General features: G+C 67.8%; 20 protein-coding genes. 12 read left to right on the top strand and 8 right to left on the bottom strand.

The window, feature by feature from the left end; genetic code table 11:
* Positions 1 to 47 precede the first annotated feature (47 nt).
* Entirely contained in the window at positions 48 to 968 is a 921-nt protein-coding gene (locus tag AZC_RS15545) for a LysR family transcriptional regulator (RefSeq protein ID WP_043880377.1), read from the bottom strand.
* A gap of 90 nt (positions 969 to 1,058) precedes the next feature.
* On the opposite strand from AZC_RS15545, the gene AZC_RS15540 reads away from it, so the two are divergent.
* From AZC_RS15540 to AZC_RS15525, 4 genes are all read left to right on the top strand, one after another.
* Positions 1,059 to 2,021 (top strand): NAD-dependent epimerase/dehydratase family protein, encoded by a 963-nt coding sequence (locus AZC_RS15540; RefSeq protein WP_012171533.1) that lies wholly within the window; start codon positions 1,059 to 1,061, stop codon positions 2,019 to 2,021.
* A gap of 105 nt (positions 2,022 to 2,126) precedes the next feature.
* Positions 2,127 to 3,740 (top strand): Na/Pi cotransporter family protein, encoded by a 1,614-nt coding sequence (locus tag AZC_RS15535; RefSeq protein WP_012171532.1) that lies wholly within the window; start codon positions 2,127 to 2,129, stop codon positions 3,738 to 3,740.
* An 87-nt stretch (positions 3,741 to 3,827) separates the two neighbouring features.
* A complete protein-coding gene (locus AZC_RS15530) occupies positions 3,828 to 5,039 on the top strand; it encodes a putative DNA modification/repair radical SAM protein (protein ID WP_012171531.1) in 1,212 nt (403 codons plus the stop codon).
* 7 nt (positions 5,040 to 5,046) lie between these two features.
* The gene (locus tag AZC_RS15525) at positions 5,047 to 6,465 is read left to right on the top strand and encodes a UdgX family uracil-DNA binding protein (RefSeq protein WP_012171530.1); all 1,419 of its coding nucleotides are present in this window, start codon (positions 5,047 to 5,049) and stop codon (positions 6,463 to 6,465) included.
* A 2-nt stretch (positions 6,466 to 6,467) separates the two neighbouring features.
* Here AZC_RS15525 and AZC_RS15520 read toward each other — a convergent pair whose 3' ends face one another.
* The gene (locus AZC_RS15520; protein WP_012171529.1) at positions 6,468 to 7,163 is read right to left on the bottom strand and encodes an ABC transporter ATP-binding protein; all 696 of its coding nucleotides are present in this window, start codon (positions 7,161 to 7,163) and stop codon (positions 6,468 to 6,470) included.
* A gap of 161 nt (positions 7,164 to 7,324) precedes the next feature.
* On the opposite strand from AZC_RS15520, the gene AZC_RS24490 reads away from it, so the two are divergent.
* Positions 7,325 to 8,680: an FkbM family methyltransferase gene (locus AZC_RS24490; protein WP_012171528.1), complete on the top strand. Its 1,356-nt coding sequence runs from the start codon at positions 7,325 to 7,327 to the stop codon at positions 8,678 to 8,680.
* Between the two features lie 38 nt (positions 8,681 to 8,718).
* Here the strand turns inward: AZC_RS24490 and AZC_RS15510 are convergent, their stop codons facing one another.
* The 6 genes from AZC_RS15510 to AZC_RS15485 form a co-directional block, all read right to left on the bottom strand.
* Positions 8,719 to 9,480: an ABC transporter ATP-binding protein gene (locus AZC_RS15510; protein ID WP_012171527.1), complete on the bottom strand. Its 762-nt coding sequence runs from the start codon at positions 9,478 to 9,480 to the stop codon at positions 8,719 to 8,721.
* Positions 9,477 to 10,361 (bottom strand): branched-chain amino acid ABC transporter permease, encoded by an 885-nt coding sequence (locus AZC_RS15505; protein ID WP_012171526.1) that lies wholly within the window; start codon positions 10,359 to 10,361, stop codon positions 9,477 to 9,479. The genes AZC_RS15510 and AZC_RS15505 overlap by 4 nt, the downstream gene beginning before the upstream one ends.
* A complete protein-coding gene (locus AZC_RS15500) occupies positions 10,361 to 11,227 on the bottom strand; it encodes a branched-chain amino acid ABC transporter permease (RefSeq protein WP_043879447.1) in 867 nt (288 codons plus the stop codon). The genes AZC_RS15505 and AZC_RS15500 overlap by 1 nt, the downstream gene beginning before the upstream one ends.
* A gap of 280 nt (positions 11,228 to 11,507) precedes the next feature.
* Entirely contained in the window at positions 11,508 to 12,728 is a 1,221-nt protein-coding gene (locus AZC_RS15495; RefSeq protein WP_012171524.1) for an ABC transporter substrate-binding protein, read from the bottom strand.
* Between the two features lie 38 nt (positions 12,729 to 12,766).
* Entirely contained in the window at positions 12,767 to 13,999 is a 1,233-nt protein-coding gene (locus AZC_RS15490) for a metal-dependent hydrolase family protein (RefSeq protein WP_012171523.1), read from the bottom strand.
* Between the two features lie 20 nt (positions 14,000 to 14,019).
* Positions 14,020 to 14,739, bottom strand: coding sequence for a TetR/AcrR family transcriptional regulator (locus tag AZC_RS15485; protein ID WP_081434004.1), 720 nt, complete (start codon positions 14,737 to 14,739; stop codon positions 14,020 to 14,022).
* Positions 14,740 to 15,084: 345 nt separating this feature from the next.
* Between AZC_RS15485 and AZC_RS15480 the strand changes: the two genes are divergently transcribed.
* From AZC_RS15480 to AZC_RS15450, 7 genes are all read left to right on the top strand, one after another.
* On the top strand, positions 15,085 to 15,984 hold the full coding sequence (locus tag AZC_RS15480; protein ID WP_052285952.1) for a MurR/RpiR family transcriptional regulator: 900 nt from the start codon (positions 15,085 to 15,087) through the stop codon (positions 15,982 to 15,984).
* On the top strand, positions 15,981 to 17,867 hold the full coding sequence (locus AZC_RS15475; protein WP_012171520.1) for an ABC transporter ATP-binding protein: 1,887 nt from the start codon (positions 15,981 to 15,983) through the stop codon (positions 17,865 to 17,867). Before AZC_RS15480 ends, AZC_RS15475 begins: the two co-directional genes overlap by 4 nt.
* Positions 17,868 to 17,907: 40 nt before the next feature.
* Entirely contained in the window at positions 17,908 to 19,434 is a 1,527-nt protein-coding gene (locus AZC_RS15470; RefSeq protein ID WP_012171519.1) for a glutathione ABC transporter substrate-binding protein, read from the top strand.
* A 176-nt stretch (positions 19,435 to 19,610) separates the two neighbouring features.
* Positions 19,611 to 20,531, top strand: a complete 921-nt coding sequence (gene gsiC / locus AZC_RS15465; RefSeq protein ID WP_012171518.1) for a glutathione ABC transporter permease GsiC — start codon at positions 19,611 to 19,613, stop codon at positions 20,529 to 20,531.
* Positions 20,528 to 21,421 carry an ABC transporter permease subunit gene (locus AZC_RS15460; RefSeq protein WP_012171517.1) on the top strand — a complete coding sequence of 298 codons (894 nt, stop codon included), beginning with the start codon at positions 20,528 to 20,530 and terminating at the stop codon, positions 21,419 to 21,421. Before gsiC ends, AZC_RS15460 begins: the two co-directional genes overlap by 4 nt.
* 1 nt (position 21,422) lies before the next feature.
* Positions 21,423 to 22,469, top strand: a complete 1,047-nt coding sequence (locus AZC_RS15455; RefSeq protein ID WP_012171516.1) for a P1 family peptidase — start codon at positions 21,423 to 21,425, stop codon at positions 22,467 to 22,469.
* 26 nt (positions 22,470 to 22,495) lie between these two features.
* Positions 22,496 to 23,314: a M55 family metallopeptidase gene (locus AZC_RS15450; RefSeq protein WP_012171515.1), complete on the top strand. Its 819-nt coding sequence runs from the start codon at positions 22,496 to 22,498 to the stop codon at positions 23,312 to 23,314.
* Positions 23,315 to 23,319 lie beyond the last annotated feature (5 nt).

Raw genomic sequence — 23,319 nt, 5'->3', positions numbered from 1 at the left:
TGGTCAGCGTGTCCGCCACGGCGCGCTCCTTTGCTTGCGAGGGGCTCCTATAGCACGCCGGACGTGGGCTCTGTCGTGCCGTGGCAATAGGCGCCCAGCGTGCGGGCCAGATGGTCGAACACCACGCGCACACGCCGCACGCGCTTCAGGTCCTCGTGCATCACCAGATAGGTGTCGAGCCGCATCTCGAACGCCTCGGGCAGGATCGGGATCAGCGCCGGGGGGCGAGCCGCAAGATTGACCTGGCAGACGCCGATCCCAAGGCCCGCCCGCACGGCGGCGAACTGTGCGGGGTGATTGTCCGTGCGATAGGTGAGGGCGCCCGGAACGTCCGGCCCCAGCAACTGTTCGGTGGCCCGCAGGTCGGCGGCGTCGCGGTCCGGACCGATCAGCGGATAGCGGGACAGGTCGGAGAGGCGCTCCGGCATCCCATGCCGTTCCACGAAGGCTGGCGTCGCGAACAGGCCCAGGCGCACGATGCCGATGGCGCGGATGACCAGAGCGGACTGGGTGGGCCGCACCATGCGCACGGCGATGTCCGCTTCCTGCCGCAGCAGATCCTGAGTGCGGTTGGAGAGGTGGACTTCCAGCGTCAGGCGCGGGTGGCGCGCCATCAGCGGTTCGATCAGGCCGGGAAGCACCTGCGTCCCGATCATGTCGCTGGCGGTGATGCGCACGGTGCCCGAGATCTCTGCGCGCGGGCCCGAGGCCGCGCGCTGGAATGCGGCGGCGGCAGCGGCCATGGCTTCCGCATGGGGGCCGAGCGTCCGGGCAGCCTCGGTGGGGAGGAGGCCGGCGGGCGAGCGCGTGAAGAGTGGCGTGCCGAGGGCCTGCTCCAGCGCCTCGATCCTTCGGCGCACCGTCGGCTGAGCGAGGCCGAGTTCCCGCGCCGCGGCAGACAGGCTGCCTGTGCGCAGGACGGCGAGGAAGGCGCGCTGGTTTTCCCAGTCCGAGGCGAGAAGGCTCATCAAAAACATACTAGCCATGCGCACGCCTTTGACAATTCTGTCAGACGTCGCGCCGGTGCACTGTGCCGTCATGAATGGAGGAGTGAGGACATGACCATCACGAACAGGACGGCGCTGGTGCTGGGCGCCACCGGCGGGGTCGGGGGCGAGACGGCGGCGGCGCTCATCCGCCGGGGGTGGGAGGTGCGTGCCCTCGTGCGCGACCCCGCAAGCGCCGCGCGGCGCTGGCCCTTACCCGACATGGCACCTGTCTGGATCGCTGGCGACGCCATGGATGCCGGCAGCGTCCTGCGCGCGGCGCAGGGCTGTGCGGTGATCGTCCATGGCGTCAACCCGCCCGGCTATCGGGATTGGGAGAAGCTGGTGGTGCCGATGCTGGAAAACACCATCGCCGCCGCCCGCAGCGTTGGCGCGCGGGTGGTACTGCCGGGCACCGTCTACAATTACGGCCCCGATGCCTTTTCTGATCCCCATGAAGCCGCGCCCCAGAACCCGACGACAAAGAAGGGGCGGCTGCGGGTGGAGATGGAGCAGAGGCTGGCCGTTGCCGCAGCCCAGCGCGTGCCGGTGCTCATCCTGCGCTGCGGCGATTTCTTCGGGCCGCGGACCCGCAACAGCTGGTTCGCGCAGGGCCTTGTGAAGCCGGAGGGGCGTCTCAAGGCCATTGCCGATCCCGGCGCCGGCGCCGGCCATCAATGGGCCTATCTCCCGGATGTCGCGGAAACGATCGTGCGCCTTCTGGAGCGTGACGACCTGCCGACGCTGGCCCGCTTCCATTTCGAAGGCTTCTGGGATGCGGACGGCCGGGGCATGATCGAGGCGATCCGCGAAGGGGTTGGCCGCGCCGTGCCGGTGAAGGGCTTTCCCTGGTGGCTGCTGCCGCTTGCGGCGCCGTTCAATACCACGCTGCGGGAACTCAAGGAGATGCGCTACCTCTGGCGGGTGCCGCTGCACATGCGCAACACGCAGCTCGTGGCCTTCCTCGGAATGGAGCCGCGCACGCCCCTCCCTCAGGCCGTCCGGGCGACGCTGGCGGGGCTGCACATCTCTTGAACTGGCACATTTGGTGTGGACCTAAAGGTCAACTGGCCGTGGCAAAAACGATGGTCTAAAGAGCGCGGGAGCTGAGCCGTTACCATCATTCGCTGGGGGCAATACGTGACCATCGCCATCGGCCTCTTCGCCGGGTTGGGCTTCATCTTCATCGGAACGCAATTTCTTACCGCCAATATGAAGCAGGTGGCAGGCCCCCGCTTCCACCGTCTGGTGGGCCGGGCCACCGGCCATCCCATCAAGGCCATGTTCGCGGGCATTGCCGCCGGCGCCGTCATCCAGAGCACCAATGCGGTGACGTTCATCGTCATCAGCCTCGTGAGCGCCGGGGCGGCGACGGTGCGCAGCGCCATGCCCATCGTCACCTGGTCGTATGCCGGCTCGACGCTGCGCCTGCTGCTCGCCTCCCTGAACATCGGCGCGGTCATCTCGACCGCCATCGGCCTCGTCGGCCTCGCCTTCCTGTTCGGCTATGACCGGGACGCAAAGTACCGCAACCTCGTGGCCGCGCTGATGGGCCTCGCGCTGCTGCTGTTCGGCGTGCAGATGATGGTGCAGGCCTCCGTGCCGCTGCGGGACTCTCCAAGCGTGCAGGCGGTTCTCGCCTTCGCCAACCATTTCTACCTCTGGGGCTTCATCGCCGGCACGGCGCTCGCCGCCGTTATTCAGGGGCAGACGGTTTCCATCATCGCCCTCGCGCTGGTGGACGGCGGCGTGCTGGGCCTCGATCAGGCCTTCCTCATCGTCGTGGGGGCCAATCTCGGTGCCGGCATCATGTCCATCGTGCAGGGCTCCGGCCTCGCAGGCACCGCGCGGCAGCTCAACCTCTACCAGCTCATCCTGAAGCTGGTCGGCGTCGGCGTGATGCTGCCGCTGCTGATGATCGAGCACTACGCCCATGTGCCGCTGATCGAGGCGCTGGTGCGGGGCATCACGGGCGACGCGGCCCTTCAGGTCACCATCGTGCACTGGATGTTCCAGATCGTCTCGGCGGTGGTCGCTTCCGCGCTGAATGGCCCACTGTTCGCCTTGGTGGAGCGGCTGAGCCCCGAGACGGCGCAGGAGGCGCTCGGCAAGCCGCGCTACATCCAGTTCAACGACGCCGTGGAGCCGCTGGCTGCCATCGGCATGGTGGAGCAGGAGCAGATGCGCTTGCTGCGCCGGCTGCCCTTCTTCCTTTCCAAGGTGCGCAGCGAGAAGGATGACGACCTGGAGGGTGTCGAGCCGCAGGTGGTGGGCGCCTCGCCCAAGGTACTCAAACAGGCGGGACAGGAACTGACCGCCACCGTCGACAGCTTCCTGAAGAAGCGGCTCCAGATGCCCGGCGATCAGGAGCAGCTCGATGAGCTGATGCGGCTGTGGAACGCCAACCAGATCCTCAAGACCCTGAACGACAGCCTCGCGGCCCTGGCGCAGGGGCTCTCCGTCCTCAAGGCGGCCCCCGCGGCCAAGGGCTTTGCCGGTGCGCTGGCGGAGAGCGCCCATGCGCTGACCGCGACGGTCGTCACCGAGGCTGAGAGCGTCGATGCCGACACGCTGGAGACCCTTTCGACCCTGACGGGCGACCGCGCGGCGCTGATGAAGAAGCTGCGCGAGGATCTCTGGACCCGCGCCCCGGACCTGTCCGCTGCCGACCGGCAGGCGGTCTGGTCCACCGCCAACATGTTCGAGCACGCCGTCTGGCAGCTCAACCACTATGTGGGCAACCTCGCCCGCTGAGCTTGCCTGCCGAACTCTCCCACCCATCGCAGCGCCGGGTCATCCGGCGTTGTTGCATATGGAACAAAACATGAACATATTGTCCGCATGGATCTCCGTCGCAAGCTTTCCATTCTCGCGGATGCGGCCAAATATGACGCCTCCTGCGCCTCCAGCGGCACCACCCGCCGCGATTCCCTGTCCGGGCGCGGCATCGGCTCGACGGAAGGAGCGATCTGCCATTCCTACGCCCCTGACGGGCGCTGCATCTCGCTGCTCAAGATCCTGCTGACGAACGCCTGCGCCTTCGACTGCCTTTATTGCGTGAACCGCTCGTCCTCCAACGTTCCGCGCGCCCGCTTCACGGTCGCGGAGGTGGTGGACCTCACCCTCGATTTTTATCGCCGCAACTATATCGAGGGCCTGTTCCTCTCGTCCGGCATCATCCGCTCGCCGGACTACACCATGGAACAGGTGGTGGCGGTGGCGCGCACGCTGCGCACGGAGCACGCCTTCCGCGGCTACATCCATCTGAAGACCATTCCCGATGCCAGCCCGGAACTGCTGGCCGAGGCGGGGCTCTATGCGGACCGGCTCTCCATCAACATCGAACTTCCGTCCGAAACGAGTCTCAAGACCCTGGCGCCGGAGAAGGACGTGCGGGCGATCCGCCGCTCTATGGGGCGCATGCGGGCGCGCATCGAGGAGGCGCAGGCGGAAAAACGCGCGCCCGCCTTTGCGCCCGCCGGCCAGAGCACGCAGATGATCGTGGGCGCGGACGGCATGGACGACCGCACCATCCTCGCCACCAGCGCCAATCTCTATGGCGCCTATCGCCTGAAGCGGGTCTATTACTCTGCCTTCAGCCCCATTCCCGACGCCAGCCGCCTTCTGCCGCCGGAGCCACCGCCTCTCGTGCGCGAGCATCGGCTCTATCAGGCAGACTGGCTGATGCGCTTCTACGGCTTCGAGCCGAAGGAGATCGTAGCCGAGGGGGAGGGCAACCTTGCGCTCCACATGGACCCCAAGCTCGCCTGGGCCCTGCGCAACCGCGCGCGGTTTCCCCTCGACGTGAACCGGGCGGAGAAGGGCGAACTGCTGCGCGTGCCGGGCTTCGGCCGCACGGCGGTGGAACGCATTATCGCCGCCCGGCGCGTGCGGGCGGTGCGGCTGGAGGATCTGACGCGGCTCAAGGTGCCGCTCGCCAAGGCCATGCCCTTCATCGTCTGCGCCGACCACCGGCCCGGCGCCCTTCTGGACCGGACGGATCTGGAAGTCCGGCTCGCGCCGAAGCCGCGCCAGCTCGAACTCGCCTTGTGAGGCGGCGATGATCCATGTGCGACTGGAGTGCGAGACGGATTTCGCCGGCTGGCGGCAGGCGGCGCGGCGCCTCATCGGCGGCGGCATCGCGCCCCGCGATGTGATGTGGAGCGTCGGCGGGGCGGCGGACCTGTTCGGCGCGGGCGCCCCGCTCCCCGATGACACGCCTGCCGCCCAGTTCACCGTGCCCCGCGGCTTCCTGCGGCTGGCGGAAACCGCCTTCCTGCACCGGGACCGCGAGCGCTTCGGGCTGCTCTATCGCCTGCTGGCGCGCCTGCGGGCTGAACCTGGCCTGCTCTCCATCGCCATGGACAGCGATGTGGCGCGGGTGGAGGGCATGGCGAAATCCGTGCGGCGCGACATTCACAAGATGCGCGCCTTCGTCCGCTTCCGGCAGGTGGAGGTAGCGGGGGCGGAGTGGTTCGTCGCATGGTTCGAGCCCGAGCATCACATTCTGGAAGCCAACGCCCCCTTCTTCCAGCGGCGTTTCGCCGGCATGAAATGGTCGATCCTGACGCCGGAGGCGAGCGCCCATTGGGATGGCGAAACGCTCACCTTCGGTCCCGGCGGCACGCGGGCCGAGGCGCCGGCGGACGATGCCATGGAGACGCTGTGGCGGGATTATTACGCCAGCATCTTCAATCCGGCCCGGCTGAAGATCAGCGCCATGAAGTCCGAAATGCCGGTGAAATACTGGCGCAACCTGCCGGAGGCCGCGCTGATCGCCCCTCTCATCGCCGATGCCGAGCGCCGGGCGGGCGAGATGATTGCCCATGCTGCGACCCCCGCCAATCCGCGCCCCCACCGCCTCGAAAAGGCGGCCCTCGATGCGGAGCAAGCCGATGGTCTTGAGGCGTTAAGGGCGCAAGCGCTCGGCTGCCGGGCCTGCCCGCTCTGGGCGCCGGCGACGCAGACGGTCTTCGGCGAGGGGCCGACCGATGCGCCGGTGATGTTCGTGGGCGAGCAGCCGGGCGATCAGGAGGATCTGGACGGGCGCCCCTTCGTCGGGCCGGCCGGGCGGCTGTTCGATCAGGCCCTGCAGGATGCTGGGCTGGAGCGGGCGCGGGCCTATGTCACCAATGCGGTGAAGCACTTCAAGTTCGAGCCGCGGGGCAAGCGGCGCCTCCATCAGTCGCCCAATCCCGTCGAGATCCGCGCCTGCAACACGTGGCTGGCGCGGGAGATCGCTCTGGTGCGGCCGCGCCTTGTGGTGGCGCTGGGCGCCAGCGCCGCGCAGGCGGTGTCCGGCCGCGCGGTGCGCGTGGGCGAAAGTCGCGGGCGTATCATGCCACTTGAGGGGCGGGACGCGCTGGTGAGCGTTCATCCCTCCTATCTGCTGCGCCTGCCGGATGCGGAAGCCCGGGCGCGCGAATATGACCGCTTCGTCGCGGACCTGCGGCTGGCGGCGCCCTATCTCGCCGGCTGAGATCAGCCGTGGCCGAGATAGAGCTTGGCCGCCCGCTCGTCCGCCAGCAGGCTCGCCGCATCGCCGGAGAGTGCCACCTTTCCCCCATCGAGGATGGCGCCCCGATGGGAAATGGCCAGCGCCTGCCGCGCCCGCTGCTCGATGAGGAAGACGGCGGTGCCGGTCTTCGCCAGCGCCGCGATCCGCTGGAAGCTCTCGTCCACCTTGGCCGGGGACAGAGCGGCCGTGGGCTCGTCCAGCACGATGACGCCGGGCCGCGTCATCAGCGCGCGGGCGAAGGCCAGTTGCTGGCGCTCACCGCCCGAGAGGCTGCCCGCCCGCGAACGGCGCCGCTCGGCAAGCGCAGGAAACATTTCCATCATTTCGGCAATGCGCGCGCCCTTGTCGGCCACGCCCTCCACCACGGCGAGATTGTCGTGGATGGAGAGGGAGGGGAAGACGTTCGCCACCTGCGGCACATAGCCGATGCCGGCCCGCGCCCGCTGTTCGGCGGGCATGAGGGTGATGTCGCGCCCCTCCAGCAGCACCTTGCCGGTCACGCGGGGCAAGAGCCCCACCACCGCCTTGGCGAGCGTGGACTTGCCGGCTCCGTTGGTCCCCGCCACCGTCAGGATCTCTCCCGCCGAAAGGGTGAGATCGATGCCGTTGAGGATATTCACTTCGCCATAGCCGCCGGCGAGCGTTTCGATGGTGAGCATGTGCGTTGATCTTCCGGAAGCTTGCTGCGGTGCGGGGCAAAACGGGTTCGGGCTTAAGTCTTTGCGGCCAACCTGCCCCGTTGACTCCGTGCCGAACTGTGGCCTTTCTGTGTTCCAGAGTGACGCCGGGGCGGGTTCGTCGCGTTGGAGTGGGGGTGGGTATGTCGCTCGTGTCGTTGGCGCAGAACTTCGAAGACGTCATGCTGTGGCGGGCCCTGCGCGACGTGAGCGAGGGCTTCTATATCGACGTCGGCGCAAACGACCCGTTGATGCACTCCGTGACGCATGTCTTCTATGCGCGCGGCTGGCACGGCATCAATGTGGAGGCCAATCGCGGCTATTTTGACCTGCTGCAGAAGGAGCGGACGCGCGACATCAACATCCACGCCGCCGCGACCAATTATGATGGCCGCATCCAGTTCTTCGACATTGACGATACCGGCCTTTCGACGACGGACGCGGAGGTGTGTGAAGCGCACGCGCGCATCGGCTTCTTCGGCTCGGCGGTTGAAGTCGAAGCACTGACGCTGGCCAGCATCTGCCGCGCCCATGTCACGGGCGACATCCACTTCCTCAAGATCGACGTCGAGGGCGGTACGCGCGCCGTCATCGAGGGCATGGATTTCGCAGCATTCCGGCCGTGGATCGTGCTCTGCGAGGCCACAAAGCCCATGACGCAGGAGCAGGATTTCGCCGACTGGGAGGGCCTCCTGCTGGAGGCTGGATACCAGTTCGTCTATGCGGACGGCCTCAATCGCTTCTACCTCGCAAATGAGCAGGCGCATCTGCGGGGGCGCTTCGAATACCCGCCCAACGTCTTCGACGGCTTTCAGTATGGGACCGGCAGCGAGATTTCTGCCCGCGTCCTCGACGCCGAGCGCGAGCAGTTTCGGGCGCGGGCCGAGAGCGCGGAGGCGCAGGCCGCGCACCTGCAGGCGTTCGCCACCCATGTGCAGGGCGCCCTCGACGCCCAACTGCAGGCCTATGCCGAACGCGACGCGACCGCGCGCGGTCTTGAGGCGGAGCGGGACGCGCTGCGCTCGGCGCTGATCGAGGTGACCCGGGCAAGTGAGGAGCGCGCTGCGGCCCGTGAAGCCGAGAGCGGCCGCCTGCGGGCCATGCTCGACGAGCAGGCGGGCTTCCTCGCTGCCACCCGCCAGCAGGTGGATGCGCTGTCTCTCAGCCTGCGAGCGGCGGAACAGCAGCGCGACACGCTTCAGCAGCAGCTCGAAGTTTCCATCGGCCGCCTTGCGGAGGAGACGGCGGCGCTGGTCCGCGAGCGAGCCGCATTCGAGCAGGAAACGGCCGCGCTGCTGGCGGACAAGGCGCGATTGCAGGCGGAAAAGTTCGCCCTCGAACAGGACAAGGTCCGCCTGGAGGTCGCCGGCGCGGAAATAACCGATCGCGCCGCGCGAGCCGAGACTCATGCGGCGCGGCTGGAAGTGACGCTCCGGCGCATCACGTCGAGCCCGGCGTGGCGTATGACGGCGCCCTTCCGTGCGCTGAGCCGCGGCTAGCGCAGAATGGCGTCGGGAAACGGCGCCGTCCGCCCCCATCAGGCCGCCGCGCCTCCGAGATAGGCATCGCGCACGCGCGGGTTGGCGAGCACCTCGGCCGGCGTGCCGGAGGCGATGAGCTGGCCACGGTCCATTACGTGAAGCGTCGAGACCAGCTTGTTCAGCGCCGGCAAGTCGTGCTCGATGATGAGGAAGCCGATGCCCCGCGCATTGAGTTCGCGGATGCGCACGGACAATTCCTCGATCAGGACCGGATTGACGCCGGCGAAGGGCTCGTCGAGCAGGATCATGCGTGCGCCGGTCATCAGCGCGCGCCCGAGTTCCACCAGCTTCTTCTGTCCGCCCGAAAGGCGGCCGGCGGGCACATCGGCCACCTTCTGAAGCCGCAGGAAGGCGACGGTCTCCTCCACCTCGCGGGCGATGGCGGCTTCCTCGGCCTTCACCCGGCCGGGCCGGAAGAAGGTGTCGATCAGCCGTTCGCCCGACTGCTTGGGATAGGCCGCCATCAGGTTTTCGCGCACGGTCAGGTGGGAAAACTCGCGCGGCACCTGGAAGGTGCGCACCATGCCTGCGCGCGCCCGCTCCATGGGGCTCGCCCGGCCGAGAGCCCGGCCCTCGAAGGCGACGTTGCCGCCATCGGCAGCGAGGAAGCCTGTGATGAGCGAGAAGAGCGTGGACTTGCCGGCGCCGTTGGGGCCGATCACGCCCACGAGCGCGCCGGAAGGCACCTCGAAGCGCACCTCATCCACCACGCGCAGGCCGCCATAGGCCTTGGTCAGTCCTTGGATCGAGAGGGTCATTTGCGGGTGAAATCCCCCATCAGGCCCTGCGGGCGGTACATGGTGAAGAGGATGAGTGCCAGACCCACCACGCCGAGCCGGACGCTCGCCATGGAGACTTCCGAGATGAAAGGCAGAAGGTCGCGCAGGAAGCGCGAGCCCTCCAGGAAGAACATGAGGATCACCGCGCCAACCAGCGCGCCGGAGATGCGCCCCACGCCGCCCATGATGATGGCCATCCAGATCTGGAAGGTCATGAGCGGGACGAACTGCTCGGGCGCGATGAAGCCGATGTAATGGGCATAGACCGCGCCCGCGATGCCCGCGAGGCCGGCGCCCAGCACCAGAACCTGGATCTTGAAGCCGGCCGGGTCCTTGCCGAGCGCCTTCACCGCCTCCTCATTGTCGCGGATGGCCTCGATCATGCGCCCGAAGGGTGAGCGCACGATGCGCCACATGGCGGCGATGGCGATGAGGTTCAGCACCACCAGCAGCCCGAGCACCGCCAGAGCCTGGGGCGTGCCGGTGAGCATGCCGAACATCTTGGGGATGCCGGCGATGCCCTGCACGCCATTGGTCAGCCAGCGCTCGCTGGTCGCGACGAGACGCACCACTTCCGAGAAGCCGAGCGAGACGATGGCAAAATAGTCTTCCCTGAGGCGGATGCTGACGAGCCCCAGCGGCCAGGCGGCCAGCATGGCGAGCAGGGCCGCGAGCGGGAATGTCACGACCATCGGCACACCGTGCTCGCACAGGATGGCGGTGGTGTAGGCACCCACGCAGAAGAAGCCCACATGGCCGAAATTGACGATGCCGGTGAGGCCGTACTGGAGGTTCAGCCCCAGGGCCAGCAGCACGTAGAGCGCGCCGATGATGGCGATGGCGATGAGATAGGCGTCCATCAGCGCACCCCCTCCACGCGGCCGAACAGGCCCTTGGGCCGCACCAGCAGCACCACCAGCAGGATGACGAAGGCAAGCGCCAGCTTGTAGGTGAAGCCCACATAAGGTGTGGCGATCTCCTGCAACACGCCGAGCATGACGCCGGCCAGCACCGCGCCCACCGGGTGGCCGATGCCGCCGAGAACGGCGGCGGCGAAGACCGGGATGAGCATCTCCCAGCCCATCTCGGGCGAGACCACGGTCTTGATGCCGAGCAGCACGCCGGCGAGGGCGGCCACGGCGCCGCCCAGCGCCCAGAGCGCCAGCATCACCTGACGGGGCGCGATGCCGGAGACGCGGGCCAGCATCGGATCGTCCGCGACCGCGCGCATGCGCCGGCCGATGGGCGTGGCGTGGAGGATGAGAAAGACCGCGACAAGGACCGCCAGTGCGGTGATGCCGATCTTCAGGTCGTTGGGCTGGATGCGCAGGTCGAAATAGCGCCAGGGGCGCACCAGCGGCAGCTGGAACACCTGCTGGCCGTGGCCATAGAAGAGGCCGAGCACCGCGCGGATGAAGAAGCCGACGCCGATGGAAGCGAGCAGGGCCGAGACGGAGGGACGTCCCTCCAGCTTGCGGAACACCAGCAGATAGGAGAGGACGCCCGCAATGGCGCCGGCCGCCAGGCCCGCAATGCCGCCCACGACGATGGAGCCGGACGCGGCAAAGCCGGCCAGTGCCGCATAGGCGCCGCAGGTCATGAAATCGCCGGTGGCCGCATTGGCGAAACGGGCGACGCCGAAGACCAGGGTCAGCGCCAGCGCCGCAAGGCCGATGACCAGCCCGGACATGAGGCCGCTGATCGCGAGCTCCAGAAACGCGCTCATGCGAACCTCCCGGAGCGGGCGGGCGGCAGCGCCATATGGCGGAAAGGTGGGGGCACGAGCGTCACGTTTGTCTGGTCCTCTGCCGTCGCCAAAGGCGGGCGGGGAAGGGCGGTCTTCGCCCCGGAGGTGATCGGCCTCCCGGCATGGGCCGGTGGATCGCAGATGGGTTGTCCCGCCCGGCGGGGAGACCGGGCGGGACGTCACCGGCCCGGTCCTGCCGCCGCCCGGGGAGAGGGAGAGGAGCGGCGGCAGAACGGACCGGCGACGTTCGGGATCGTGGTCAGAGCTTCACGATATACTTGCGGTCGAACTTGCCCTTGTTGATGAAGGACACCGCGAAGTCCGGGGTCACGTCGCCATACTGGTCGAAGTCCAGGATGGAGGAGGCGCCCTGGTAGTCGATCTTGCCGGACTTCAGCGCCGCCTTGCCTTCGGCGAAGGTGGAGACCGTCTTGCCACCGGGACCCGCGACTTCGCGCAGCTTGGCGGAGATGGCGGCAACGTCCGCATTGGGGCCGGCGGCCTCCATGGCGAGGGCCAGCACCACCACCATGTCCCAGGTCATGGCCGCATAGACATTGTTCAGGCCGGACTGGCCCATGGCCTTCTGGTAGGCCGCATCGAACGACTTGAAGGCGTCCGAGCCCTCGTTGGAGATGCTGTCCACCGAGATGATGCCTTCCGTCACCTCGGGGCCGAGGGCCTTCACGAGGTCCGGATTGGCGGCCCAGGCGGGAATGATGAATTTGGTGGTCTCGCCGGTCTGGAACCACTCGCGCAGGATGATGGTGGTGTCGGCGAGATAGGAGCCCATCACGATCACGTCGGGCTTCGCCGCCAGCACCTTCTGCAGCTCCGCGCGATAGCTCGGCTGGTTGGGCTCATAGACGACGTTCTCGACCACCTTGCCGCCCTTGGCCTCCCACGCCTTGCGGAAGCCCTCGGTGTTGCCGATGCCCGAGGCGTTGTTGAAGGCCATGGTGGCGGGGCGCTTGAAGCCTTCCTTCTGCGCGATCTCCGCGAAGGCGCGGCCGAAGCGGTCGTTGGTTGCCTGGAAGCGGTAGAGCAGGCCCTTGGCATTGGCCGGCGGCACGGAGAGGGCGGGCGCGCCGGAGGTGTGCATCAGCAGGATGCCGGCGTCATTGGTGAGCGGGGCGACGGCCAGCGAAACGCCCGAGGCCCAGGTGCCGAGGATGGCCTGCACCTTGTTGACCTCGATGAGCTTCTTGGCGGCCAGAACCGCCGCCTGCGGCTGGGTCTGGGTGTCCTCGGCGGAGACCTCGAGCTTGCGGCCCCCGGCGCCGCCATCCGCATTCACCATCTCGGCGGCGGCGAGGATCATCTTCTGCATGCCGGTGCCGTAAGGCGCGCCGGCACCGGTGATCGGGTTCAGCGCGCCGATGCGGAAGGTCGCCGTCTGGGCGAGGGCCTCGCGGGAAAGCGCGGGCAGAAGCAGGGCTCCGGCAAGGCCGGCGAGCGTCTGGCGGCGGGAGAGGGTCACGGCTTCGATCCCTTCGGTCTGGAGGTTGTGCTTGTTTTTCAGTTGAGCGCGGTACGCTTCACGCAGACGCCGCCCTTCATGATGAGCGGCATGTGCTGGCCCTGGCCCGTGAGCAGGGACAGGTCCTTCAGGGGATCGCCATCGACGGCGATGAGGTCGGCGAAAGCGCCGGGGGCAACGGTGCCGATCTGGCCTTCCATGCGCAGCAGCCTGGCGGCGATGGTGGTGGCGGAGGCGATCACCTCATGCGCCGGCAGCACACGGCCGCGGATGACGAACTCCTCCGACTGGTGGCGGTGCATCTCGCCCAGCAGATCCGAGCCATAGGCCATGGGCAGGCCAGCGGCGCGCATGATGGCGATGGATTCCATGCCGGCGAGGCGGACGTTGTCGATCTTGGCCACCGAGCCCGCGGGGAAGCCCATGGCGGCGCCCTCGCTCGACAGCTTGTCGTAGGTCACGAGCGTCGGCACGGCGATGGCGCCCTGTTCTGCGGCGAACTTGGCGGTGTCGGCCTTGATGAGGTTGCAGTGCTCCAGCGAATGGACGCCGCATTCCACCGCACGGCGGATGCCTTCATCCGTGTAGAGATGGGCGGAGACATAGGTGCCGGCGTTCTGAGCCTCTTCCACCACGGCGAGGAGTTCCTCGCGGGCGAAGCCGAGGAAGTGGATCGGATCGGTCGGCGAGGCGACGCCGCCATTGGCCATGATCTTGATGAAATCCGCCCCGCCCTTGATCTCTTCGCGGGCGGCGCGGCGCATCTCCGGCACGCCGTCCACCACCCGGCCGAGGGCGCCGAGGCGGAAGCCGGTGCGGGTCGTCTCGCGGTCGTCATAGGGGCCGCGGAAATCGCAATGGCCGCCGGTCTGGCTCAGCGCCTTGCCGCAGATGACGATGCGGGGGGCAGGGAGGAAGCCTTCGGCCGCCGCCACCTTGAGGCCGCGGTCGGCGCCGCCGAGATCGCGCACGGTGGTGAAGCCGCGCATCAGCATTTCGCCCAGCAGCTTCATGGCGCGCACGGCAACCAGGCTGTCCGGCAGCTTGGCGTTGGCGCCGAGGTCGGCGAGACAGGCGATCGTATGGACATGGGCGTCGATGAGGCCGGGCATCAGCGTGCGGCCCTTGAGGTCGATCACCTCGGCGGAGGCGGCGGCGATCTTCGGCGCCACCTCGCGGATGACATCGCCCTCGACGAGAACGTCCACCTTCTCGCCACGCTCCGCAGAGGTGCCGTCGACGATGTGCGCATTGGTGATCAGCAGGGCCATGTCTCGATACTCCGGAAGGTCTATTTGCCCGCCACCGTCGCGGCCGAAGCGCGCGCGGCCGGGGATTGGGAACGGGAAGGGGAGGCAAGGCGCGTCTCGCTCGCGATCTCCTCCGGGAAATGCTGCGCCACCTGGGCCTTCCAGAAGGCGAGCATCTCATTGAAATAGCTCGGGTCCTCGCGCAGCACCGTCTGGGCGATCATGCCGCGCACGAGGCACATGGTGGTGTTCATCACCGTGCGGGTCTTTTCCGGATCGGCCCCGCGACGGGCGGCGAGGGCCATCCAGATGGCATCAAGGCCGGCATGGAACTTCTTCACCACGGGGATCAGACGTTCCTTGAACTCGCCGTTGTGGCGGGCCTCGGGCAGATATTCCATCGTCACGTAGAAGAGCCGATCGGACATCATCTGCCAGATGTAATCGACGATCTCGTCGCTGGAGCCGCCGCGTCGTGCGATGTCTTCCGCGAAGCGGTGGAGGTCCGCCGTCACGCGCTCCAGCATGTCGTTGATGGCATCGGTGATCAGCTCCTCCTTGCTGGAGAAGTGATGCGTGAGCGCTCCGCGCGAGACGCCCGCATGCGCGGCGATCTGCGGCGTGGAGAGGCGGGAGAAGCCGTTGTCGTGCAGCAGGTCGATGGTCGCGTTGAGCAGGCGCGCGGACGTTTCCGCCGTCCGCTCATGCTGGGATCGCCTGCGCCGCTCCGCCACCGCCTTGACCTCGACCGTTGAAAGCATGGCTAGCAAGGCATTGCACTTACAAACAGTCAAGCCTGTTTATTACTGCGTTGCGAAGAGGCATCTGCCCGCCGTTTGTCCAGCGGAGACGCCGGTTTGCGCGGGAAGAGCGAGCGCGATGTCGCGGGCGATCCGCGCGCCGCGCCCATCCACCCTCGCGCATATGTCTGATTGCGTTCGCAAATCCCTTGTCGGGGAGCGCAGCGGCATCTGGTCAGATTGCAGGCGATGCTGCGACTTGCCCACATGCTGGGCATGTGAGTGAAAATTATCGTTGCACGTCCGTCATATTCTGACACATATTTTTTCAACTTCTTCGCTCACGCCTCAGGATTGCGCGTTTCCGTGACACCGCTTTCGCTCGTGGATCTCGTCCGCGCCCATCGTGCCGGCATGACGCCGCTGCACGGCCGCGTGGCCGACTTCGTGCTGCGCCACCCTCTGCAGGCGGCGACCATGGGCATTGAGGATCTGGCGGCCGCGGCGGAAGTGTCGGTCGCCACCATCAACCGTTTCGTGCGTGGGCTCGGCCTTGAGGGCTTCTCGCAGTTCCGGGCTTTGGCGGTGGCGAGCTTCCGGCCCTTGAGCCCGGTCGAGAAGCTGGAGGCGCAGGCAGCGGCCTCCGGCCGCGACACCGACCATGTGCAGGCTTCCCTCGACTCCGGCCTTGCCAATCTGCGCGCCGCCCGTGCGGTTGCCGATGCGGATGTCTTCCGGCAGGCGGCGGAGGCGGTGTCTTCGGCGGACCGGGTGGTGTTGCTGGGCTTCGGCCTCAGCGCACCTCTGGTCGGGCTCCTGGCGGACATGCTGATTCCCTTCTGCCGGGCCCAGATGATCCTTGACGGGCAGGGCGGGCAGGAGCGCATGATCCGCCGGGCTTTCAACGTGAGGGCCGGTGACGTGGTGATCGCCCTGGCCCTGCCGCGCTACTCCCTCTCCACCATCGAACTCGCCCGCGGCATGCGCTCGCAGGGCGCTCGGATAATCGGCATCACCGACAGCCTGTCGTCTCCGCTGGCGCTGGAAGCCGACCTCCTTCTGCTCGGCCCCGCCGAGCATCCCCTCCTTCACGCATCCGCCACCGCGCTCGTTGCGCTCTTCGAGGCGCTCGTGGCGCTGCTCACGGCCCGGCGCCAGAGCGCGGGCGATGCGGCCGAACTCACGCGGCGCATCGCGCCCTTCCTCCATGATGCGGTGGCCGAAGCGCCCGACCGCCCGATCCTTGCCGGAAGGCTCCTGCCATGACCGTGACCCCGCTTTCCGCTGCGCCCACGTCCGCCGCCGCGTCCGCGCTGGTGCGGGTGGAAGGGCTGTGCGTGGATTTCCCCGGCGAGGACAGCACCTTCCGCGCCGTCGATGACCTGTCGTTCCATATCAATCCCGGCGAGACGCTGGCGGTGGTGGGCGAGAGCGGGTCCGGCAAGTCCGTCACCTCCCTGTCGCTCATGCGGCTGGTGGAGTTCGGCGGCGGGCGCATCTCCTCTGGTGCCCTCCATTTCCGGGGCCGGGACGGCCAGGTGCGCGATCTCGCCAAGCTGCCCTTGCCGGCCATGAACGCGGTCCGCGGCAACGAGATCGCCATGATCTTCCAGGAGCCGATGACCTCGCTGAACCCCGTGTTCACCATCGGCGAGCAGATCGCCGAGGCGGTGCGGCTGCATCAGGGCGCGAGCCGGGCGGCGGCACGGGCCGAGGCGCTGGCCATGCTGGAGAGGGTGCGCATTCCCGGCGCCAAGAGCCTGCTGGACCGCCACCCCCACCAGCTCTCCGGCGGCATGCGTCAGCGCGTGATGATCGCCATGGCGCTCGCCTGCCGGCCGAAGCTGCTGGTGGCGGACGAGCCGACCACCGCGCTCGATGTCACCATCCAGGCCCAGATCCTGCGCCTCATCCGCATCCTTCAGGATGAGATGGGCATGGCCGTCCTGTTCATCACCCACGACATGGGCGTGGTGGCGGAGGTGGCCGACCGCGTGCTGGTGATGCGCCACGGCCGCAAGGTGGAGGAGGGCACGTCGGAAGAGGTGTTCGCGAAGCCGCAGCATCCCTACACCCGCGCGCTTCTCTCCGCCGTGCCGCGTCTCGGCGCGCTGGCCGGCGAGCCGCTGCCGCGCCGCTTCCCGCTCGTGGTGCTGAACGATGCCGGCGGCAGCGCCTATACGGAAGCTCCGCCGCAGGACACGGTTGAGGGCGACACGCCGGTGCTGGAGGTGAAGAACCTCGTGACCCGCTTCGATGTGCGCAAGGGCATGTTCGGCCGCCTGTCGGGCCGCGTCCATGCGGTGGAGCAGGTGAATTTCAACGTGAAGGGCGGCGAGACGCTGGCGCTGGTGGGCGAGAGCGGCTGCGGCAAGTCCACCACCGGCCGCACCATCATGCAGTTGCAGGAGGCGACGTCCGGGGAAATCCTGTTCCACGGCCGCAATCTGCTGGCCATGGGTGCCGAGGAGCGCCGGCGCATCCGCCAGAAGATCCAGTACGTCTTTCAGGATCCCTTCGCGTCCCTTGATCCGCGGCTCACCGTCGGCTTCTCCATTGCCGAGCCGCTCACCACCCACGGCCTCGCCAAGGGGCGCGAGGTCGAGGAACGCGTGGCGGACCTGCTGCGCGATGTGGGCCTCTCGCCCGAGCATGCCCGACGCTACCCGCATGAATTCTCCGGCGGCCAGCGCCAGCGCATCTGCATCGCCCGCGCCCTCGCCTCCGAGCCGGAACTGCTGATCGCCGACGAGGCGGTGGCGGCGCTCGACGTATCCATTCAGGCGCAGATCGTGAACCTGCTCATGGAATTGCAGGAGAAGAGGCGTCTGTCCTACATCTTCATCAGCCATGACATGGCGGTGGTGGAGCGTGTGAGCCACCGCGTGGCGGTGATGTATCTCGGCCAGATCGTCGAGATCGGCCCCCGTCAGGCGGTGTTTGACCGCCCGGCCCATCCCTATACCCGTCGCCTCATGGCGGCGGTTCCGATCGCTGATCCGGCGCGGCGCGATCGTGCGCGCCCGCTGCTGGAGGGCGAAATCCCGAGCGCGGTGCGCGCGCTGGGGGACCTGCCGGTGGTTGAGCCGCTGGTCGAAGTGGGGGAGGGCCATTTCGTGGCCCGTCACCCGATCGGTGACTTCTCCTGAAGTTTTCCAACAACACCTTCCCAGACAAGAGGAAAACCGGATGCGTCTCAAATCCCTCATGACTGCCGGCCTGCTGGCGGCGCTGGCCATGGCGCCGGGGCTGGCGCTGGCGAAGCCGCTCGTGGTCGTCGTGCCGGACAATCTCACCGGCCTCGATCCCATGAACGCCAACGACACCCTGTCCCAGACGGCCATGCGCACCGTCTATCAGGGCCTCTTCGGCTTTGATCGCGACATGAAGATCGTGCCCGTGCTCGCCGAGAGCTACGAGGCCAATGACAATGCGACGGAATTCACCATCCGCCTGCGCAAGGGCGTGAAGTTCCACGACGGCACCGACTTCAACGCCGCTGCGGTGAAGGCGAGCCTCGAGCGCCTTGCGAACCCCGACAACAAGCTCTCCCGCCGTTCGCTCATCTCCATGCTGGACCGCGTGGATGTGGTGGACGACAGCACGGTCAAGATTGTGTTGAAGACGCCCTTCGGCGCGCTCATCAACACGCTCGCCCATCCGGCGCTGGTGATGATCTCGCCCGCCGCCATGGAAAAGTACGGCAAGGACATCGCCCGCAATCCTGTGGGCACCGGCGCGTTCAAGTTCAAGCGCTGGGCAGCGGACACCTTCGAGGTGGAGAAGAACGACAATTACTGGAAAGCCGGCTGGCCCAAGGTAGAAGCCGTGACGATCCGCTCCGTGCCGGAGAACGGCAGCCGCTTTGCCATGCTGCAGGCCGGCGAGGCGCAATATGCGACGGTGTTCCCGCCGGAACTGGTGCCGGTGGCGGAAAAGCTGCCGAACCTCGAAGTGGTGCGCCGCCCGTCCATCGTCGGCTGGTACGTGGCGATGAACACGATGAAGAAGCCGTTCAACGACCCGCGCGTGCGCCAGGCGATGAACTATGCCGTGGACAAGGCCGCCTATTGCAAGGTGGTCGAGAACGGCTACTGCACGCCCTCGCTCTCTCCGCTGCCCGACCTGCTCGGCTTCTACGAGCCGCAGAAGCCCTATGCCTATGATGTGGCCAAGGCCAAGGCGCTGCTCGCGGAAGCGGGCTATCCGAACGGGTTCGAGACCGAGATCTTCTCCCGCAACAACACCACCTTCATCCGTGCCATGCAGTTCATCCAGCAGCAGCTGGCGCAGGTGGGCGTGAAGGTGACGGTCACGCCGCTTGAGGCCGGTGTCGAGGCGCAGCGCATCTGGTCGGTGCAGAAGCCCGAGGATGCGACCGTGCAGATGCAATACACCGGCTGGTCGTCCTCCACGGGCGACGCCGACTGGGCGCTGCGTCCGCTGCTGTGGGGCAAGGGCTTCCCGCCGAACCTCTTCAACGTCGCCTACTACAAGAACGAGAAGGTGGACGCCGACTTCGAAGGCGCGTTGGAAACCGCCGATCCGGCCAAGCGCGGCGCCTTCTATAAGGACGCGCAGCAGCGCATCTGGGAGGATGCGCCGTGGATCTTCCTCGGGGCCTCGCAGCTCATCACGGTCCAGTCGAAGTCCCTCTCCGGCGTCTACATGCTGCCGGATCGCGGCTTCGTGGTGGAAACCGCCGAGTTCAAGTGACACTCGGCCGGGGCCGGGAGCGCTGAACGCCCTCCCGCTGCCCCCAACCGCATCCGCCCACCGCCCTCGTGGTGGAGGGCGGTGCTCCTCCCGGCTGTCCCCCGCCGGCCGGGAGGAGCGCACATCAGCCGCCGGGCGCCCGCGCCCCGCCCGTTTCGCGTCCGCCGGATGCCGCCATGCTGGAATATCTCGTCAAGCGCCTCCTGGGCATCATTCCGGTGATCTTCGCGATCTCCGTGGTGGTGTTCGCCTTCGTCCATCTGCTGCCGGGCGACCCCGCGCGTCTCGTTGCGGGCGTGGATGCCTCGCCGGAGGACGTGGCGGCGGTGCGCCAGTCTCTCGGCCTCGAGGGGCCGCTGTGGCAGCAGTATGTGCGCTTCGCGGGCAATGCGTTGCAGGGTGATTTCGGCATCTCGCTCAAGACCCGTCGCCCGGTCATCACGGAGATCGGCGAGCGGCTCATGCCCACCGTCTGGCTCACCGTCTTCGCGATGATCTGGGCCACCATCTTCGGCCTGCTCATCGGCGTGCTTTCGGCCGTGAAGCGCGGCCGCTGGCAGGACTATGGCGGCATGATCATCGCCGTCTCGGGCATTTCCTTCCCCTCCTTCTGGCTCGGCCTGCTGCTGATCGACCTCTTCTCCGTGCGCCTCGGCTGGCTGCCAACCGGCGGCTACGGCACCTGGGCGCATTTCGTGATGCCGTCCTTCACGCTCGGTCTTGGCGTTGCGGCGGTGATGGCCCGCTTCACCCGTTCCGCCTTCGTGGAGATCGCCCGCGAGGATTATGTGCGCACCGCCAGAGCCAAGGGCGTGCCCGAGAAGACCGTCATCTGGAAGCACACGCTGCGCAACGCGCTGGTGCCGGTCATCACCATGACGGGCCTGCAATTCGGCTTCCTGCTGGGCGGCTCCATCGTGGTGGAGACGGTGTTCAGCTGGCCCGGCCTCGGGCGCCTTCTCGTCGATAGCGTCTCCTATCGCGACTATCCGGTGATCCAGGCGGAGATTTTGCTGTTCTCGCTGGAGTTCATCTTCATCAACCTCGCGGTGGACGTGCTCTACGCCTTCGCCAATCCGGAGATCCGCTACAAATGAGCGCCGCGACCTCCGCCTCCGCTTCTCCCGCCGCGCCGCGCGCCATGCGCACGCCGGTCAGCGAGTTCTGGCGCCGCTTCCGCAAGCAGAAGGTGGCGCTCGTCGCCGGCGCCTTCCTGCTGGCGCTCCTTCTGGTCGCGATCTTCGCGCCGTGGGTTGCGCCCTATGATCCCTCGACGCCCGATTACATGGCCATCCTCCAGGGCCCGAGCGCGGCCCACTGGGCGGGCACCGATGCCTATGGGCGCGATGTCTTCTCGCGCATCATCTTCGGGGCCCGCATCTCGCTGGCGGTGGGCTTCCTCTCCGTGTCGCTGGGGGGCTTCGTGGGCGTCACGCTTGGTGTCGTCTCGGGCTATTACGGCGGCCTCATCGACAGCGTCATCATGCGTGTATGCGATGTGCTGCTGGCCTTCCCCGGCATCCTGCTGGCCATCGGCGTCATCGCCATCCTCGGGCCGGGCATCGACAACGTCATCTACGCGGTGGCGGTATTCTCCGTGCCGATCTTCGCCCGCCTCGCGCGCGGCTCCACCCTCTCGCTGAAGCGGGCGGTCTATGTGGATGCGGCCCGCGCCATCGGCGTGAAGGACCGCGTCATCATGATGCGCCATCTGCTGCCGGGCGCGCTGCCGAACGTCATCGTCTATTTCTCCATGCGCATCGGCACCTCCATTCTCACCGCCGCGAGCCTGAGCTTCATCGGCCTTGGCGCGCAGCCGCCGAGCCCGGAATGGGGCGCCATGTTGGCCGACGGGCGCAGCTACATTGGCGTCGCGGACAACGTGACGCTGTTCCCCGGCATCGCCATCTTCATCACCGTGCTCGCCTTCAACCTGCTTGGCGATGGCCTGCGCGATGCGCTCGATCCCAAGCTGAAGATGGCCTGAGGTGAAGCGCGCCCGCGATTTCGGCCTCGTCTGCGGCAGCCTGCCGCCGGGACCGCTCAACGCCATCACCGATGTGCCCGGCGTGCGCGTCGGCCACCGGACCCTGGTGGATGGCGACGTGCGCACCGGCTTTACCGCGCTGGTGCCGCATGAAGGCGACCTGTTCCGCGAGAAGCTGCCGGCGGCGGTCGAGGTGATCAACGGCTTCGGCAAGAGCTGCGGGCTGATCCAGGTGGAGGAGCTGGGCCAGCTCGAGACGCCCATCCTTCTGGGCAATACGCTCTCCGTCGGCACCGGCTTCGAAGCGCTGGTGCGCCGGGCGCTGGCCGCCAATCCCGACATCGGGCGCGAGACCGGCACCGTGAACCCGGTGGTGATGGAGTGCAACGACGGCTGGCTCTCCGACATCCGGGCGCTGGCCCTGACCGTGGACGACGCCCATGCCGCGCTCGATGCTGCCGTGTCCGGAATGGTGCCGGAAGGGGCGGTGGGGGCAGGGGCCGGCATGAGCGCTTTCGGCTTCAAGGGCGGCATCGCCACCGCATCCCGCCTGCTGACGCTCGATGGGCGGGATTACACGCTTGGCGTGCTGGTGCTCGCCAATTTCGGGCGCGCCGGCGATCTCGTGCTGCCCGACGGCCGGAGGCCGGAGGTGCCGAAGCTGCGCAAGTCCGACTTCGCGTCCGTGGATGCACCCGAACGTGGGTCGGTCATCATCGTGCTCGCCACCGACATTCCGCTGGAGAGCCGGCAGTTGAAGCGCATCGCGCGGCGGTGCGGGGCAGGGTTGGCGAAGCTCGGCGCCTTCTGGGGCAATGGCTCGGGCGATATCGCGCTCGCCTTCTCCACCGCCGCCCGCATCGCTCACCATGAGACGGCCGATCTTCTGCCGCGCATGGTGCTGAACGAAAACCGCATCGACCTGCCGTTCCGCGCGGCGGCCGATGCCACGCAGGAGGCGGTGCTGAATGCGCTTCTCGCCGCCCCGAGAACGCGCGGCCGCGACGGCCACATGCGCCCCTCCCTCGCCGACGTGCTGGGCGGCTGAGCGACAGGACACGAAGGTTCAAGGACATGAAGGTTTACATCTCCGCCGACATCGAGGGTGTGGCGGGCGTGGTCTCTCCCCAGCAGGGGCAGCCGGGCAATGCGGAATATGAGCGCGCCCGCCGGCTGATGACCGAGGAGGTCAATGCCGCCATCGCCGGTGCCTTCGAGGGCGGGGCGACCGAGGTGCTGGTGAACGACAGCCACGGCCCCATGAGCAACATCATTCCCGAACTGCTCGATCCGCGCGCCGACCTCATCCTCGGCAAGCCCAAGCCCTTCAACATGGCGGCGGGGCTCACCCGCGATTTCGCCGCCGTCTTCCTCGTCGGCCATCATGCGGCGGCCTCCAATTTCGGCGTGCTGGCGCACACCACCAATTCCTTCGCCTTCCGCGAGGTGCGCCTTGCCGGCCGCGCGCTGGGCGAGCCGGGCATCTATGGCGCCTATGCCGGCCAGCTCGGCGTGCCCGTGGCGCTGGTGACGGGCGATGATCGACTGGTGGAGGAGGCACGCGACCTCTTCCCGCAGGCCGAGGCGGTGTGCGTGAAGACGGCGCTCTCCAATCGCGCCGCGCGGCAGATGGCGGTGGAGAAGGCCCGCGCCGCCATCGCCGCCGGCGCCCGGCAGGCGCTCGCGAACCTTCGGGCCATGCGGCCCTTCACCATTCCGGGACCGTTCGTGGCGGAATTCGTGATGAACAGCCCGGCGCTCGCGGATCAGGGAGCGGTCCTGCCGCCCGCGCGCCGGCAGGACGCGACGACGCTCGCCTTCGCCTGCGCCGATGCCGCGGAGGCGGTGGGCTGGATGACGGCGCTCTCCGCCATGTCTGCCGTCCTGCGCTGAGGAGG

This window comes from Azorhizobium caulinodans ORS 571 (assembly GCF_000010525.1).
Taxonomy (GTDB): domain Bacteria; phylum Pseudomonadota; class Alphaproteobacteria; order Rhizobiales; family Xanthobacteraceae; genus Azorhizobium; species Azorhizobium caulinodans.
The sequence above is the reverse complement of the archived record's forward strand: the minus strand, read 5'-3'. Positions and strand labels throughout refer to the sequence as shown.